The organism is Streptomyces sp. NPDC101776 (genome assembly GCF_044766845.1).
Classification (GTDB): Bacteria; Actinomycetota; Actinomycetes; order Streptomycetales; family Streptomycetaceae; genus Streptomyces.
Map to the genome: position 1 here is coordinate 41975 of NZ_JBIWMV010000021.1, position 14749 is coordinate 56723.

General features: G+C 71.8%; 12 protein-coding genes, 1 pseudogene and 1 riboswitch. Of the genes and pseudogenes, 6 read left to right on the plus strand and 7 right to left on the minus strand.

The features are described 5' to 3' along the window. Positions 1-14 precede the first annotated feature (14 nt). The 4 genes and pseudogenes from ACIRRY_RS41670 to ACIRRY_RS41685 all read left to right on the plus strand — a co-directional run bounded on the left by ACIRRY_RS41670 (position 15) and on the right by ACIRRY_RS41685 (position 6016). Positions 15-1544, plus strand: coding sequence for a GMC family oxidoreductase (locus ACIRRY_RS41670; RefSeq protein WP_403983820.1), 1530 nt, complete (start codon positions 15-17; stop codon positions 1542-1544). Next, positions 1544-2635: pseudogene (locus tag ACIRRY_RS41675) on the plus strand (glycine betaine/L-proline ABC transporter ATP-binding protein); the annotation flags it as partial. The gene ACIRRY_RS41670 and the pseudogene ACIRRY_RS41675, both read left to right, overlap by 1 nt. Before the next feature lie 467 nt (positions 2636-3102). Beyond that, a complete protein-coding gene (locus ACIRRY_RS41680) occupies positions 3103-5058 on the plus strand; it encodes an ABC transporter permease (RefSeq protein ID WP_403983822.1) in 1956 nt (651 codons plus the stop codon). A 1-nt stretch (position 5059) separates the two neighbouring features. Next, a complete protein-coding gene (locus ACIRRY_RS41685) occupies positions 5060-6016 on the plus strand; it encodes an ABC transporter substrate-binding protein (protein ID WP_403983824.1) in 957 nt (318 codons plus the stop codon). A gap of 9 nt (positions 6017-6025) precedes the next feature. Here the strand turns inward: ACIRRY_RS41685 and ACIRRY_RS41690 are convergent, their stop codons facing one another. Genes ACIRRY_RS41690 through ACIRRY_RS41700 form a run of 3 tightly spaced genes read right to left on the minus strand, consistent with a single transcriptional unit; the run spans position 6026 to position 7712 of the window. After that, positions 6026-6745: an isocitrate lyase/phosphoenolpyruvate mutase family protein gene (locus ACIRRY_RS41690; RefSeq protein ID WP_403983826.1), complete on the minus strand. Its 720-nt coding sequence runs from the start codon at positions 6743-6745 to the stop codon at positions 6026-6028. Continuing rightward, positions 6742-7218, minus strand: a complete 477-nt coding sequence (locus tag ACIRRY_RS41695; protein ID WP_403983828.1) for a carboxymuconolactone decarboxylase family protein — start codon at positions 7216-7218, stop codon at positions 6742-6744. The genes ACIRRY_RS41690 and ACIRRY_RS41695 overlap by 4 nt, the downstream gene beginning before the upstream one ends. Beyond that, entirely contained in the window at positions 7215-7712 is a 498-nt protein-coding gene (locus tag ACIRRY_RS41700; RefSeq protein WP_403983830.1) for a carboxymuconolactone decarboxylase family protein, read from the minus strand. The genes ACIRRY_RS41695 and ACIRRY_RS41700 overlap by 4 nt, the downstream gene beginning before the upstream one ends. 46 nt (positions 7713-7758) lie before the next feature. On the opposite strand from ACIRRY_RS41700, the gene ACIRRY_RS41705 reads away from it, so the two are divergent. Next, positions 7759-9168: a PLP-dependent aminotransferase family protein gene (locus ACIRRY_RS41705; protein WP_403983832.1), complete on the plus strand. Its 1410-nt coding sequence runs from the start codon at positions 7759-7761 to the stop codon at positions 9166-9168. Positions 9169-9175: 7 nt separating this feature from the next. On the opposite strand, the gene ACIRRY_RS41710 is transcribed toward ACIRRY_RS41705, so the two are convergent. Beyond that, a complete protein-coding gene (locus ACIRRY_RS41710) occupies positions 9176-10012 on the minus strand; it encodes a hypothetical protein (protein ID WP_403984075.1) in 837 nt (278 codons plus the stop codon). Between the two features lie 116 nt (positions 10013-10128). After that, positions 10129-11382, minus strand: coding sequence for an ornithine--oxo-acid transaminase (rocD, locus tag ACIRRY_RS41715; RefSeq protein ID WP_403984077.1), 1254 nt, complete (start codon positions 11380-11382; stop codon positions 10129-10131). A gap of 44 nt (positions 11383-11426) precedes the next feature. After that, positions 11427-11516: riboswitch (ZMP/ZTP riboswitch) on the plus strand. Positions 11517-11547: 31 nt separating this feature from the next. Between rocD and ACIRRY_RS41720 the strand changes: the two genes are divergently transcribed. Then, positions 11548-13002: a glycine hydroxymethyltransferase gene (locus ACIRRY_RS41720; RefSeq protein ID WP_403983834.1), complete on the plus strand. Its 1455-nt coding sequence runs from the start codon at positions 11548-11550 to the stop codon at positions 13000-13002. A 45-nt stretch (positions 13003-13047) separates the two neighbouring features. Here the strand turns inward: ACIRRY_RS41720 and ACIRRY_RS41725 are convergent, their stop codons facing one another. After that, entirely contained in the window at positions 13048-13698 is a 651-nt protein-coding gene (locus ACIRRY_RS41725) for a hypothetical protein (protein WP_403983836.1), read from the minus strand. Between the two features lie 68 nt (positions 13699-13766). Beyond that, positions 13767-14660 (minus strand): hypothetical protein, encoded by an 894-nt coding sequence (locus ACIRRY_RS41730; RefSeq protein WP_403983837.1) that lies wholly within the window; start codon positions 14658-14660, stop codon positions 13767-13769. Between the last annotated feature and the right edge of the window lie 89 nt (positions 14661-14749).

Sequence of the window (14749 nt, forward strand, 5' to 3'; positions counted from 1 at the left end):
GAGTGAGTACCCCCATGCCCGAGAACGAGTACATGTACGACTATGTCGTCATCGGCGGCGGCACCGCAGGCTCCGTCATCGCCTCCCGCCTCACCGAGAACCCCGACGTCACCGTCGCCGTCGTCGAGGGCGGCCCCAGTGACGTCGGCCGCGACGACGTACTGACCCTGCGCCGCTGGACGGGCCTCCGCGGCGGCGACCTGGACTACGACTACCCGACCACCGAGCAGCCACGCGGCAACTCCCACATCAGACACAGCCGCGCCCGCGTGCTCGGCGGCTGCTCCTCGCACAACACCCTCATCGCCTTCAAGCCGCTGCCGTCCGACTGGGACGAATGGGAGGCGGCCGGCGCGAAGGGCTGGGGCGCGATCTCGATGGAGGCGTACTACGCCCGCCTCCTCAACAACATCGTCCCCGTCGACGAGAAGGACCGGAACGCCATCGCCCGCGACTTCGTCGACGCGGCCCAGGAGGCCCTCGGCGTCCCGCGCGTCGAGGGCTTCAACAAGGCCCCCTTCACGGACGGCGTCGGCTTCTTCGACCTCGCCTACCACCCCGAGAACAACAAGCGGTCGAGCGCGTCCGTCGCGTATCTCCACCCGGTGATGGACGAACGCCCCAACCTCCGCATCCTCCTGGAGACTTGGGCCCACCGCCTGGAGCTGGCCGGCACCCGCGCCGAGGGCGTGCACGTCCGCACCAAGGACGGCGAGGAACTCCTGATCCGTGCCCGCCGCGAGGTCGTCCTCTGCGCCGGCGCCGTCGACTCCCCGCGCCTGCTCCTGCACTCGGGCATCGGCCCCCGCGCGGACCTCGAAGCACTCGGCATTCCCGTCGCGGTCGACCTGCCGGGCGTCGGCGAGAACCTCCTCGACCACCCCGAGTCGGTCATCGTCTGGGAGACCGACGGACCGATCCCGGAGAACTCCGCGATGGACTCCGACGCGGGCCTGTTCGTCCGCCGCGACCCCCAACACCCCGGCCCCGACCTGATGTTCCACTTCTACCAGGTCCCCTTCACCGACAACCCCGAGCGCCTCGGCTACGAACGCCCCGAGTTCGGCGTCTCCATGACCCCGAACATCCCCAAGCCGAAGAGCCGCGGCCGCCTGTACCTGGAGAGCGCCGACCCGTCGGTCAAACCCGCCCTGGACTTCCGCTACTTCACCGACGAGGACGACTACGACGGCCGCACCCTCGTCGACGGCATCCGCATCGCCCGCGAGATCGCGAAGACCGAGCCGTTGGCCGGCTGGCTGAAGCGGGAGGTGTGCCCCGGCCCGGAGATCCTCGGCGACGCGGAACTGAGCGAGTACGCCCGCAAGGTCGCCCACACCGTCTACCACCCGGCGGGCACCTGCCGCATGGGCGCGGCCTCCGACGAACTGGCCGTGGTGGACCCGGAGTTGCGTATCCGCGGCCTGGACGGCATCCGCATCGCCGACGCCTCCGTCTTCCCGACCATGCCCGCCGTGAACCCGATGATCGGGGTGCTCATGGTCGGCGAGAGGGCCGTCGACCTGATCGGGGGCGGTGCGTGATGAGTACCCTCAACACCCCGAACACGTACGGGAGTTCCGCGAGTGTGAGCGCGGCCGGTGAGCCCGTCTTCTCCGTGGACGGCCTCTGGAAGGTCTTCGGGCCGAAGGCCGAGCACGTCCCGGCCGACCCCGAACTCGCCGCCCTCGACGCCGCAGGCCTCCGCACCCGCACCGGCTGCACGGCCGCCGTCCGCGACGTCTCCTTCGACGTCCGCAAGGGCGAGGTCTTCGTGGTGATGGGCCTCTCCGGCTCCGGCAAGTCCACCCTGGTCCGCTGCCTCACCCGCCTCATCGAACCCACCGCCGGCACCATCGCCATCGACGGCGAGGACGTCCGCGCCATGGACAAGTCCCGGCTGCGCGAACTGCGCCGCCACCGCGCCGCAATGGTCTTCCAGCACTTCGGCCTCCTCCCGCACCGCACGGTCCTCGACAACGTCGCCTACGGCCTGGAGATCCAGGGCATCGGCAAGACCGAGCGCCGCCGCCGCGCCGCCGAGGTCGTCACCAAGGTCGGCCTGGAGGGCCTGGAACAGCGCCGCCCCGGCCAGCTCTCCGGCGGCCAGCGTCAACGCGTGGGCCTCGCCCGGGCGTTGGCGGTAGACCCTCAAGTCCTCCTCTTCGACGAGCCGTTCAGCGCGCTCGACCCGCTGATCCGGCGCGACATGCAGGAGGAGGTCGTCCGGCTGCACCGCGAGGAGGGCCGCACGATGGTCTTCATCACCCACGACCTCAACGAGGCGCTGAAACTCGGCGACCGCATCGCCCTGATGCGCGACGGCCGCATCGTCCAACTCGGCACCCCCGAGGAGATCGTCGGCTCACCCGCCGACGACTACGTCCGCGAGTTCGTACGGGACGTACCGCGCGCCGAGGTCATGACGGTCCGTACGGCGATGCGGGCCGCGTCCGCGGAGGAGGCCGGCGGGGTCGGCGGCGCGGGCAGCGGCCCCGCCGTCGCGCCCGACGCCACCGTCTCCGAAGCCATCGAGGCGGTCGCGCGCGCCGGGGTCCCGGCGCGGGTCGTCGACCAGGGACGCTGCGTCGGGATGGTGGACTCGGACGCGCTGCTCGGCGTGGTCGCGGGGACCGGAGCCGGGGGCCTCGCCGGTATGGGAGCCGAGGTCGTCGCCGGTACGGAAGCTGGGCGCGCCGCCGGTACGGAAGCCGAGGGCCTCGCCGGTATGGGAGCCGGGCGCGTCGCCGGTACGGAAGCTGGGCGCGCCGCCGGTACCGAAGCTGGGCGCGTTGCCGGTACGGAAGCCGAGGGCCTCGCCGGTATGGGAGCCGGGCGCGTCGCCGGTACGGAAGCTGGGCGCGCCGCCGGTACGGAAGCCGAGGGCCTCGCCGGTATGGGAGCCGGGCGCGTCGCCGGTACGGAAGCTGGGCGCGCCGCCGGTACCGAAGCTGGGCGCGTTGCCGGTACGGAAGCCGAGGGCCTCGCCGGTATGGGAGCCGAGGTCGTCGCCGGTACCGAAGCAGGGCACGCCGCCGGTATCGGAGCCGAGGGCGTCGCCGGCACCGCAGCCGAGAGCAGTACCGGCAAGGAGGCGGTCTGATGGCCACGGTCACCGCACCCGCCCCGCGCCCCGCCCTCCCCGGCGTCCTCCGGCACCGGGCCGCGCACAAACTCCTCCTGCTCGCGCTCGCCGCGGCGGTCCTCGTGCCGCTCGCCGACGCGCACTGGTCCAGCGGGAGTTGGCCGCACGCGCTCACCGTCGACCTGTCCGGTCCGCTGGGCCGGGCCAACGACTGGATCATCGACAACCGGGACAGCCACCCGCTGTTCCTCTACTTCTTCGGCTACATCAGCAACGCCGTCGTCCTCTCCGTACGCGCCGTCTACCTGGTCCTGCTCGCCGCGGGCTGGGCGGGCGTCACCGCGTTCGGCGCCCTCGTCGCCTGGCGGGTGGCGGGCGTCCGGCTCGCGATCGGGACCGGCGTCGCCTTCCTCGTCTGCGGGCTGCTCGGCATGTGGGTACCAACCATGCAGACGCTCGCCCTCATGGTGGTCGCGGTCCTCACCTCGGTCGTCGTGGGCGCCCTGCTCGGTCTGGCCGGCGGCCTCTCCGAGCGGACCGACCGCGCCCTGCGCCCGGTCCTGGACACCATGCAGGTGCTCCCCGCCTTCGCCTACCTCCTCCCCGTCGTCCTGGTCTTCGGCATCGGCGTCCCCGCCGCCGTCCTCGCCACCGTCGTCTACGCCGCCCCGCCCATGGCCCGCCTCACCGCGCTCGGCCTGCGCGACGCCGACCCGGAGGTGCTGGAGGCCGTCGAGTCCCTCGGCGCCACCGGACGCCAACGCCTGTTGACCGCGCGGCTCCCGCTGGCCCGCAAGCAGCTCCTCCTCGGCCTCAACCAGACGATCATGATGGCCCTGTCCATGGCGGTCATCGCCTCCGTCATCGGCGCCGGAGGCCTCGGCGACCGCGTCTACCAGGCCCTCGCCTCCGTGGACGTGGGCGCGGCCCTGGCCGCCGGCATCCCGATCGTGCTCCTGGCCGTCGTATTGGACCGGGTCACCGCGGCGGCCGGTGAGCAGACCGACGCGTCCGCCGGCGAACCGGGCTCGGGCCTCCGCCCCTGGCTGTACGCGCTGGGCGCCACCGTGGCCGTAGCGGTCGTCGCCCGGCTCGCCGGCGCCCTCGACTGGCCCTCCGGCTGGACCCTGGGCATCGCCGAACCGGTGAACCGCGTCGTCGACTGGATGACCGCCCACCTCTACTCCGGCGTCCCCTACCTCGGCGGCACCGCCGACTGGGCCGGCCACTTCACCACCTGGGTCCTGGACCCCGTACGCGACGGCTTGCAGTGGCTGCCGTGGTGGTCGGTGCTGCTGATCGTCGCCGCCCTCGCCTGGGTGATCGGCACCTGGCGCACCGCGCTGACCGCCGTCCTCGCCATGGCCGCGATCGGTGTCCTCGGCGTGTGGGAACCGTCCCTCGACACACTGTCGCAGGTACTCGCCGCCGTGGCCGTCACCCTCGTCCTCGGCTTCGCGACCGGCATCGCCGCCGCCCGCAGCGACCGCTTCGAACGCGCCCTGCGCCCCGTCCTCGACGTCTGCCAGACCATGCCGCAGTTCGTGTACCTGATCCCGGTCGTCGCCCTGTTCGGCGTCGGCCGCGCCCCCGCCGTCGCGGCCGCGGTCGTCTACGCCCTCCCCGCCGTCGTCCGCATCACTACGCAGGGCCTGCGCCAGGTCGACCCGGCCGCCCTGGAGTCGGCCCGCTCGCTCGGCGCGACCAGCGCCCAGCAGTTGCGGCAGATCCAACTCCCGCTCGCCCGCCCGGCGTTGCTCCTCGCCGTCAACCAGGGCGTGGTGCTCGTCCTCGCCGTCGTCATCATCGGCGGCCTGGTCGGCGGTGGCGCGCTCGGCTACGACGCCGTGTTCGGCCTGGCCCAGGGCGACTTGGCGACCGGCCTCGTCGCCGGCGCCGCGATCGTCTGCCTCGGCCTGATGCTCGACCGGGTGACCCAGCCGACGGAACGCCGCACCAAGAAGGGAGCGTGACATGCGAGTTCGTACGGCTTATTCGGTGGCCGCGGTGACGTCCCTGGCCCTGCTCTCGGGCTGTGGCGCCGCCGACATGACCAAGCAGGCCTCGCCCTTCGCCAACGCGCAGGGCGCCAGGACGGTGACTCTCTCCGTCCAGTCCTGGGTGGGCGCGCAGGCCAACGTGGCTGTCGCGCAGTACCTGTTGGAGCACAAGCTCGGCTACCGCGTCGACACCGTCCAGGTCGACGAGGTCCCCGCGTGGGACGCGCTCAGCCAGGGCCGGGTCGACGCGATCCTGGAGGACTGGGGCCACCCCGACCAGGAGAAGCGCTACGTCGACGACAAGAAGACGATCACGCGCGCGGGCGGCCTCGGGGTGACCGGGCACATCGGCTGGTACGTCCCGACCTACCTGGTCAAGCAGCACCCCGACATCACCAATTGGAAGAACCTCGACAAGTACTCCGCGCTGTTCCGCACCGCCGAGAGCGGCGACAAGGGCCAGCTGATGGACGGTTCGCCCTCCTACGTCACCAACGACAAGGCGCTGGTGACCAACCTGAAGCTCAACTACCAGGTGGTGTTCGCCGGTTCGGAGGCCGCGCAGATCACCCAGATGAAGCAGTTCGCCAAGGAGAAGAAGCCCTTCCTCACCTACTGGTACGCACCCCAGTGGCTCTTCAAGAAGGTGCCGATGACCGAGGTGAAACTCCCTGCCTACAAGGAGGGTTGCGACGCCGACGCGGCCAAGGTCGCCTGTGCCTACCCCCACACCCCGCTCCAGAAGTACCTCAACACGGACTTCGCGCGGCGCGGCGGCAAGGCGGCGGCCTTCCTGAAGAAGTTCAGGTGGACGACCGAGGACCAGAACGAGGTCTCCCTGATGATCGCCGACCAGAAACTGTCCCCGGCCGACGCCGCGAAGAAGTGGGTGGACAACCATCCCGCCACCTGGAAGGCATGGCTGTCCTGACCCCCCTCGTCACTTCAGCTCGGTCGCCCTCCCCTGGAGCGCGCGTGCCGCCCAGCGCTGGAGCCCCGGCCCGAACGTGATGCGCGTGGCCCCGAGTTCACCGAGTTCGGTGGGCGAGGGGCCCTCGCCGTCCAGCCGGGCGAGCGCGTTCACCGGTCCCTGGATACCGGACCGCAGCAGCGGCAGCACATCGGCCGGAGCCGCGATCGGATACACACAGTCGGCACCCGCGGCGACGTACAACGCGGCCCGCTCGATGGCCCGTTCGGGACTCCCGTCACCGTGCAGGAAGGTGTCGACCCGCGCGTTGACGAACAACCGGTCCGCCGCCACCGCCCGCACCTCGGCCAGCCAGTCCGCGTGGCGCCGCGGGTCCTTGAGCACACCCCCGTCGGAGTCCTCGAGGTTGCACCCCACCGCCCCCGCCTCCAGCAGCCGCTCCACCAACTCCTCGGGCGCGAGCCCGTACCCGCCCTCGACGTCCGCCGACACCGGCACATCCACGGCCCGCGTGATCCGCGCGACCGCCGCGAACATCTCGTCCGCCGGCGTCGCCCCGTCCTCGTACCCCAGTGAGGCGGCGACCCCGGCACTGGGTGTGGCGAGCGCCGTGAACCCGGCCTCCACGAACCCCCGCGCACTGGCCGCGTCCCAGGGCCCGGGCAGCACCAGCGGATCATCGGGAAGCCGCCGCTGATGCAGCCTCCGGAACAGCTCGACTCCACTCAAGACGGATACCCCCCGGGCTCGATACGACGGCTGACCATCACCCGGTTCCAGTTGTTGATGGCGGTGATCAGCCCGATCAGATGGGCGAGTTGACGTTCGTCGAAGTGCGCGTCGGCTCGCGCGTACACCTCGTCCGGCACGAACCCTCCCCCAGAGCCAAAAGCCTGGGAGGTGCCCCCAGTCATCACGGTCACCGCCTCGGTCAGCGCGAGCGCGGCCCGCTCCCGCTCGTCGAAGACGCCCTCGGCCTCCTCCCAGGCGGCCAGCAGGTCCAACTGCCGCTCACCCACCCCGAGTTCACGGGCGGCGGTCAGATGCATGTCCAGGCAGAACGCGCAGTGGTTGAGCTGCGAGGCACGGATCACGACCAGCTCGGCGAGGGCGGGATCGCCCAGTCCCCTCTTCGCGGCGGCACTGACCGAGGCCAGCGCCCGCCCGACCTCGCGGTCCAACAACCGTGTCCGCACGGTCACTTGTACTGGCCCGCCTTGTAGTGCCCGGGCACCATCCGCGTGCTCACCCCGAACCGGTTCCACGCGTTGATCACCGTGATCGCGGCGATCAGCTGCGCCAGCTCGGCCTCCTCGAACTGCTCGGCCGCCCGCTCGTACACCTCGTCCGGCACGAAACCGTCCGTGATGACGGTGACCGCCTCGGTCAGCTCGATCGCCGCCAGTTCCTTCTCGGTGTAGAAGTGCCGCGACTCCTCCCACGCCCCGAGCTGGATGATCCGCTCCACGCTCTCGCCCGCGGCGAGTGCGTCCTTGGTGTGCATGTCGAGGCAGAACGCGCAGTGGTTGAGCTGCGAGGCGCGGATCTTCACCAGTTCGAGCAGCGTCGGGTCGAGGCCCTGCCGGGCGGCCGCGTCGAGGCGGACCATCGCCTTGTAGACCTCGGGGGCGTGTCGGGCCCAGTCCAGGCGGGGGCTGTGTTCGGGGGCGTAAGGAGTTTCCTGTGCTGTGGTCATGTCTCGACTCTAGAAGCCAGGCAGCCCAGGAGTAAGGTCCATTTCCATGGCAAAACATTGGGCCACTTTCGGGGTCGACCTGCATCTCGACCCGACCGGCACGGGCACAGCACCGGGGACCGGCACCGGGGTCCGCCGAGGCCTCACGGACGCACTCCGCGACGCCGTCCGCACCGGCCGCCTCGCCCCCGGCACCCGGCTGCCCTCCTCCCGCTCCCTCGCCGCCGACCTGGGCATCGCCCGCAACACCGTCGCCGATGCCTACGCCGACCTGGTCGCCGAGGGCTGGCTCACCGCCCGCCAGGGGTCCGGCACCCGCGTCGCCGAGCGCGCCGTCGTCCCGCCCACGGACACGACCCCACCCCGCCGCCTCCGCAACCGCCCCGCCTACGACCTCGTCCCCGGCACCCCCGACCTCGCCGCCTTCCCCCGCACCGAGTGGCTCAAGGCCGCCCGCCGCGCCCTCACGTCCGCCCCGTACCAGGCCCTCGGCTACGGCGACCCACGCGGTCGCGTCGAACTCCGCACCGCCCTCGCCGCCTACCTCTCCCGCGCCCGAGGCGTCCGCGCCGACCCCGAGCACATCCTGATCAGCGCGGGCATCTCGAGCGGCCTGAGGCTGATCGGCGCGGCACTCCGGGCCCGCGGCGCCCACACGGTCGCGGTGGAGTCCTACGGCCTCGCCGTGCACTGGCAGATCCTGGCCGAGGCCGGCCTGCGCACCCTCCCGCTACCCCTCGACGAACTGGGCACGAACCTCGGCCGGTTGACGGACGAGTCGGCGGTCCTGCTCACCCCCGCCCACCAGTTCCCCATGGGCGTCCCCCTGCACCACGACCGCCGTTCCGCCGTGGTCGACTGGGCCCGGCGCACCGGAGGCCTGGTCCTCGAGGACGACTACGACGGCGAGTTCCGCTACGACCGCCAGCCGATCGGCGCCCTCCAGGGCCTCGACCCCAACCACGTCGTCTACCTCGGCACCGCCAGCAAATCCCTCGCCCCCGGCCTCCGCCTGGCCTGGATGGTCCTGCCCCCCTCACTGATGGACGAGGTCACGAAGGCGAAGGGCGGCATCGACACCTGCGGCGTCCTGGACCAGTTGACCCTCGCCGAGTTCATCACCTCCGGCGCCTACGACCGCCACGTCCGCGCCGCCCGCCTGCGCTACCGCCGCCGCCGGGACACCCTGATCGACGCCCTCGCCCAGCACGCCCCCGACGTCCACGCCACCGGCATCGCGGCCGGCTTCCACGCCGTCCTCAGCCTCCCACCCGGCACCGAACAGTCCGTGGTCCAGGCCGCCGCCTGGCAGGGCCTCGCCCTCCACTCCCTGTCCTTCTACCGCCACGAACACGCCCAGGCCGACCCGTTGGACGCCCTGGTGGTGGGTTACGGCACACCGCCGGACCACGCGTGGGCGGGGGCGGTGGAGGCGCTGTGCCGGGTGCTGCCGTGAGGGACGCTCACCCAGACTCACCCGCACGATCCACTGCGGGCGCTTCTCCGAACCTGGCCAACGCCAACGCCCCCGCCACCGCCACCAGAAACCCCAGCACCGCCAGCCACTCCAGCCCGTCCCGCGTACGGTCCCCGAGCCACACCACCCCCACGATCGCCGGCCCGATCGTCTCCCCGATCACCAACCCCGCCGTGGCCGTCGTCACCGACCCCCGCTGCAGAGCCGTCGTCAGCAACAGGAACGCCGCACCCCCACCGACGAGCAGCGCGTACGTCGCCGGATTGCCGACCAGCGTCGACGGGGAGAGCGAGTCGATCAACCGGACCGCGACCTCGACCACTCCGAACCCGAACCCCGCCCCCAGCCCCAGCGTCAACGCCCGCCCCCGCTCCGGCAGTCGCCCACCGACCAGCCCGAGCAACAGCACCGCACCGGCCGTCCCCAACATCGCCCACTTCAACGCCGTGGACCCGGCCCGGTCTCCCTCCGCCCCGGACGCCAGCCCCAGCATCGCCAGCCCCGCGCACACCACGCCGACGGCCGCCCACTCCGTCCCGCTGAGCCGAACTCCCAGCAGCCGCGCGGCCACCACGGCCGTCACCGCGAGGCTCGACGCCAGTGCCGCCCCGACCGCGTAGATCGGCAGCGACCGCAGCGCCGCGATCTGGAACACGAAGCCCAGACCGTCCAGGCCCAGCCCCGCCAGATACCGCCACTGCCGCAGCGCCCGCAGCAACAGCGCCGCGTCCCCGCCTCCACCGGCCGTGGCCGCCCGCGCGGCGACCGCCTGCAACACCGTCGCCGTACCGAAGCAGACCGCCGCGCCGAGCGCGCACACCATTCCAAAGAGCACAAAGGGACTCTAGGGGAGGGGAGATCGCAACGGCCTCCCCAGTGGGCCCTCTCACCCAACTCCAGCAACTCCGGCGCCGCTTGGAGGAACCCCAGGGGCGGTGTCTAGACCCCCAACACCGCGCGCAGCCGGTCCAGCCCCCAGTCCAGGTCCTCCCGGCTGATCATCAGCGGCGGCGCGATCCGGATCGTCGACCCGTGGGTGTCCTTCACCAGGACACCCCGGTCCATCAACCGCTCCGAGATCTCCCGGCCCGTCCCGACCGCCGGAGCGATGTCGACCCCCGCCCACAGTCCGCGCCCACGCACCGCCGTCACCCGGCCGGTGTCCGTCAACTGCCGCAATTCCCGCAGCAGATGCTCCCCGAGCTCCGCGGCCCGCGCCTGGTACTCGCCCGTCCGCAGCATCGAGATCACCTCCAGCGCCACCGCACACGCCAGCGGATTCCCGCCGAACGTCGAACCGTGCTCCCCGGGCCGGAACACGCCCAGCACCTCCGCACTCGACACCACCGCCGACACCGGCACCACCCCGCCGCCCAGCGCCTTCCCGAGCACATACATGTCGGGCACCACGCCCTCGTGCTCGCACGCGAACGTCCGCCCGGTCCGTCCGAGCCCCGACTGGATCTCATCGGCGACGAAGAGCACGTTCCGCTCCCGCGTCAACTCCCGCACCCCCGCCAGATATCCGGCCGGCGGCACCAGCACCCCCGCCTCCCCCTGGATCGGTTCCAACAGCACGGCCACCGTGTTCTCACTGACCGCCGACCGCATCGCGGTGAGATCCCCGTACGGCACGATCTCGAAGCCCGGCGTGTACGGCCCGAAGTCCGCGCGCGCCTCCGGGTCGGTCGAGAAGCCGACGATCGTCGTCGTGCGGCCGTGGAAGTTGTTGCCGGCCACGACGATCTTCGCCCTCCCCGCAGGCACGCCCTTGACCCGGTACCCCCACTTCCGGGCCGTCTTCAGCGCGGTCTCCACCGCCTCCGCGCCCGTGTTCATCGGCAGCACCAGTTCCATGCCGCACAGCTCGGCCAACTGCTCGCAGAACGCGGCGAACCGGTCGTGGTGGAACGCCCGCGAGGTCAGCGTCACCCGCTCCAACTGAGCCTTCGCCGCCGCGATCAGCCGTGGGTTGCCGTGCCCGAAGTTCAGCGCCGAGTACCCGGCGAGCAGATCCAGATAGCGCCGCCCCTCCACATCGGTCATCCACGCGCCGTCGGCGGTCGCGACGACCACCGGCAGCGGGTGATAGGTGTGCGCGCTGTGGGCGTCGGCGGCGGCGATGAGTGCTTCCGTACTGGTCACGGCGTCTCCCGGGGGTGAGGGTGCCCCCCTTCCTATCCTCGCCCGCATGGTGGACGCAGGAGCCGCACCGTCCGGCACGCCCGGTAGGCTGACCGGCGGGCCGTGACTGGCGCGCTGGGATGGGACCGACCATCGGGGAGCGGCCCGAGCAGGAATATGTGCCGTGCGCCTGGGCCGTACCGAGAACGCCGAACGCCACGTCCGGAGGTCCCCATGCCCGACAATCCCGCGCCCCTCTCCAACGAGTCCACCGCCTTCCGCGCCGCCCTCGATGTGATCCGTGCCGTCGAGCCGCGCGTCGCCGACGCCATCGGCCAGGAAGTCGCCGACCAGCGCGAGATGCTCAAGCTGATCGCCTCCGAGAACTACGCCTCCCCGGCCACCCTCCTGGCCATGGGCAACTGGTTCAGCGACAAGTACGCCGAGGGCACCATCGGCCGCCGCTTCTACGCCGGCTGCCGCAACGTCGACACCGTCGAGTCCCTCGCCGCCGAGCACGCGCGCGAACTCTTCGGCGCCCGCCACGCCTATGTCCAGCCGCACTCCGGCATCGACGCCAACCTCGTCGCCTTCTGGTCGATCCTCGCCGACCGCGTCGAGGTCCCGGCCCTCGCGAAGGCGGGCGTCCGCCAGGTCAACGACCTCTCCGACGCCGACTGGGCCGAACTCCGCCAGGCCTTCGGCAACCAGCGCATGCTCGGCATGTCCCTGGACGCCGGCGGTCACCTCACCCACGGCTTCCGCCCCAACATCTCCGGCAAGATGTTCGACCAGCGCTCCTACGGCACCGACTCCGCGACGGGCCTGATCGACTACGAGGCGCTGCGGGTCTCCGCCCGTGAGTTCAAGCCGCTGATCATCGTCGCCGGCTACTCCGCCTACCCCCGCCTGGTGAACTTCCGCATCATGCGCGAGATCGCCGACGAGGTGGGCGCGACCCTCATGGTCGACATGGCGCACTTCGCCGGCCTGGTCGCGGGCAAGGTACTGACCGGCGACTTCGACCCGGTCCCGCACGCCCAGATCGTCACCACCACCACCCACAAGTCGCTGCGCGGCCCGCGCGGCGGCATGGTCCTGTGCGACGACTCCCTCAAGGACCAGGTCGACCGCGGCTGCCCGATGGTCCTCGGCGGCCCGCTCCCGCACGTCATGGCCGCCAAGGCCGTCGCCCTCGCCGAGGCCAGGCAGCCCTCCTTCCAGGACTACGCCCAGCGCATCGTCGACAACTCCCGCGCGCTGGCGGACGGCCTGATGCGCCGGGGCGCCACCCTCGTCACCGGCGGCACCGACAACCACCTCAATCTGATCGACGTCGCCTCCTCCTATGGCCTCACCGGCCGCCAGGCCGAGGCCGCCCTTCTCGACTCGGGCATCGTCACCAACCGCAACGCCATCCCCGCCGACCCCAACGGCGCCTGGTACACCTCCGGCATCCGCATCGGCACCCCCGCCCTGACCACGCGCGGTCTCGGCACGGCGGAGATGGACGAGGTGGCATCCCTGATCGACCGCGTCCTCACCACCACCGAGCCGGGCACGACGAAGTCGGGCGCTCCGAGCAAGGCCGCACACATCCTCGACCCGAAGATCGCGGACGAGATCTCCCACCGCGCCACCGACCTCGTCGCCGGCTTCCCGCTGTACCCGGAGATCGACCTCGGCTGACAACTGGCCTACGTCCTCTGTTGAGTTGTCAAAGATCGGCGATTCTCACAGATCGATGAGTTCCTGTCGTGGTTCCTCGCGCGGCGGTCCGGCCTCACGCCGGGCCGCCGCGCGGCGTATCAGCAGCGTGCCGCCGACCCCGACGGCCACCCCCGCCACCGCCCACCAGGCAGGCCCGGCCGGCCCCACGGATCCATGCCTGCCCCCGACCACCCTGCCACCGGCACCGGTCTCGCCGAGCAACCCCGCCCGCTCCCACTGGGAGAAGACCTCGCGCGGCGCCCGATGCCAGCGGATGTCGTCGTCCGCCACCTCCGGAGCCGGATCCGTCCGCACCCACGGTGTGCCGTCCCCGGCCACGAACAACTGGTCCTCCCGCTCCACCGCCACATCACCACCCGGGGCCCGACTCGTCCGGGGCCAGCCCCCGACGCCGGTCAGCCCCCACACCACGGTGATCCGCACCGCCGGATACCGGCCCGCCTCCCACTCCTGCGACACCCGCTCCGTCCCCGCGTACGTCGGCTGCAACAACGTCCACAGGCGGGCGAACGACGACTCCCCGGAGCGCCACGCCTCCGTCCGGCCCGTGCCACCCGCCACGACCAGTGCCAGATCCGGGATGTCCCGGCGCGGGTCCAGGCCCTGCGCCCGGGTCCGCGTCGGATCCGCAGCCCGGGTCCAACCCTGATCCATAGCTCGGAGCCACACCTGATCCATCCCGACAGCCTGGGCCTGGGCCTGAGCCGCCCCGGTCAGGGCCATCAACATCGGCCCCGCCACGAGACACAGGCCTCGCAACCCCGCCTGCCCCCTCCTGAGTTCCATCCGTCCCCTCGCCATCTCTCCTCGTCTCCTCCGCCCCTCACATGTCCCGCAACTCCCGCCTGGGGCCTGGCTCCCGCCCTTTCCGCCACCGGTCCAGCGGCAGCCGCGGGGCGAAGTGCCGTAGAACCAGAGCCAGTACCGCTCCGGCCGCCCCCCCCCGCTATCGCCCACCGCCAGTCGGTGTCACGGTCCTTGTCCGGCAGGGAGACTCGCACCGTGGTGGTCCCCGTGCCGGCGTCAGGTGCGACGGTGCTGGGAGCGGACCCGGCCGACTGCCACGGTGCCGGGAAGATGCCGGAGTAGCCGTCGCCGCCGTCCTTGCCCGTCACGCCCAACTGCTTGAAGAGGGCGCGCAGTCGGGCGGGTTGACCGGCTCGGTGCCAATAGCCGTTCAGACTCGTGTTCTCCGACACGTCGGCCGCCGTGTGGATCCAGACCGCCTGCGTCCGGGACTCGACCGGAAAGACCCGGTCGATCCGCCACGGCGATATGTCGTGCGCCAGCCAGGTGACGTTGATCTGGTGGGCGTGGGCCGGATCGGCCTCGGGCGGCTTGTCGCGGACGCCCTTGCCCGCCGGACCGAGCAACTGCTGGAGCTTTCCGTACTGTTCGTCCGAGTAGTACAGCGCTTTGGCCTGCCCGCTCTCCGGTGAGGTCACCAGCACGCTGGTCGGCCCTCCCGCTGCCGCGCCCGACGCACCCCACACCATCAGGGCCAGGGTCATCGTCAACGCCCCGCTCAGATCCGCCAGTTCACGAATGCGGCCCGCGCTCCTCCCCGCCTTGCCCGCACTCCCGCCCACCTCGCCCGCACTTCCGCCTCCGGACACCCGAACCCCCAACCAGCCGCTCCCCATACGGCCCGCCCGCGAGCCGCCTGTCACTTCTGGTACACCGCTCGACCCGCCGAGGTTCCCAA

Coding starts and splice junctions, on each gene's coding strand:
- ACIRRY_RS41680 (WP_403983822.1), top strand. CDS start 3,103: ATGGCCACGGTCACCGCACCCGCCCCGCGCCCCGCCCTCCCCGGCGTC.
- ACIRRY_RS41705 (WP_403983832.1), top strand. CDS start 7,759: ATGGCAAAACATTGGGCCACTTTCGGGGTCGACCTGCATCTCGACCCG.
- ACIRRY_RS41710 (WP_403984075.1), bottom strand. CDS start 10,012: ATGGTGTGCGCGCTCGGCGCGGCGGTCTGCTTCGGTACGGCGACGGTG.
- ACIRRY_RS41725 (WP_403983836.1), bottom strand. CDS start 13,698: ATGGATCAGGGTTGGACCCGGGCTGCGGATCCGACGCGGACCCGGGCG.
- ACIRRY_RS41700 (WP_403983830.1), bottom strand. CDS start 7,712: ATGACCACAGCACAGGAAACTCCTTACGCCCCCGAACACAGCCCCCGC.
- ACIRRY_RS41685 (WP_403983824.1), top strand. CDS start 5,060: ATGCGAGTTCGTACGGCTTATTCGGTGGCCGCGGTGACGTCCCTGGCC.
- ACIRRY_RS41720 (WP_403983834.1), top strand. CDS start 11,548: ATGCCCGACAATCCCGCGCCCCTCTCCAACGAGTCCACCGCCTTCCGC.
- ACIRRY_RS41670 (WP_403983820.1), top strand. CDS start 15: ATGCCCGAGAACGAGTACATGTACGACTATGTCGTCATCGGCGGCGGC.
- rocD (WP_403984077.1), bottom strand. CDS start 11,382: ATGCGGGCGAGGATAGGAAGGGGGGCACCCTCACCCCCGGGAGACGCC.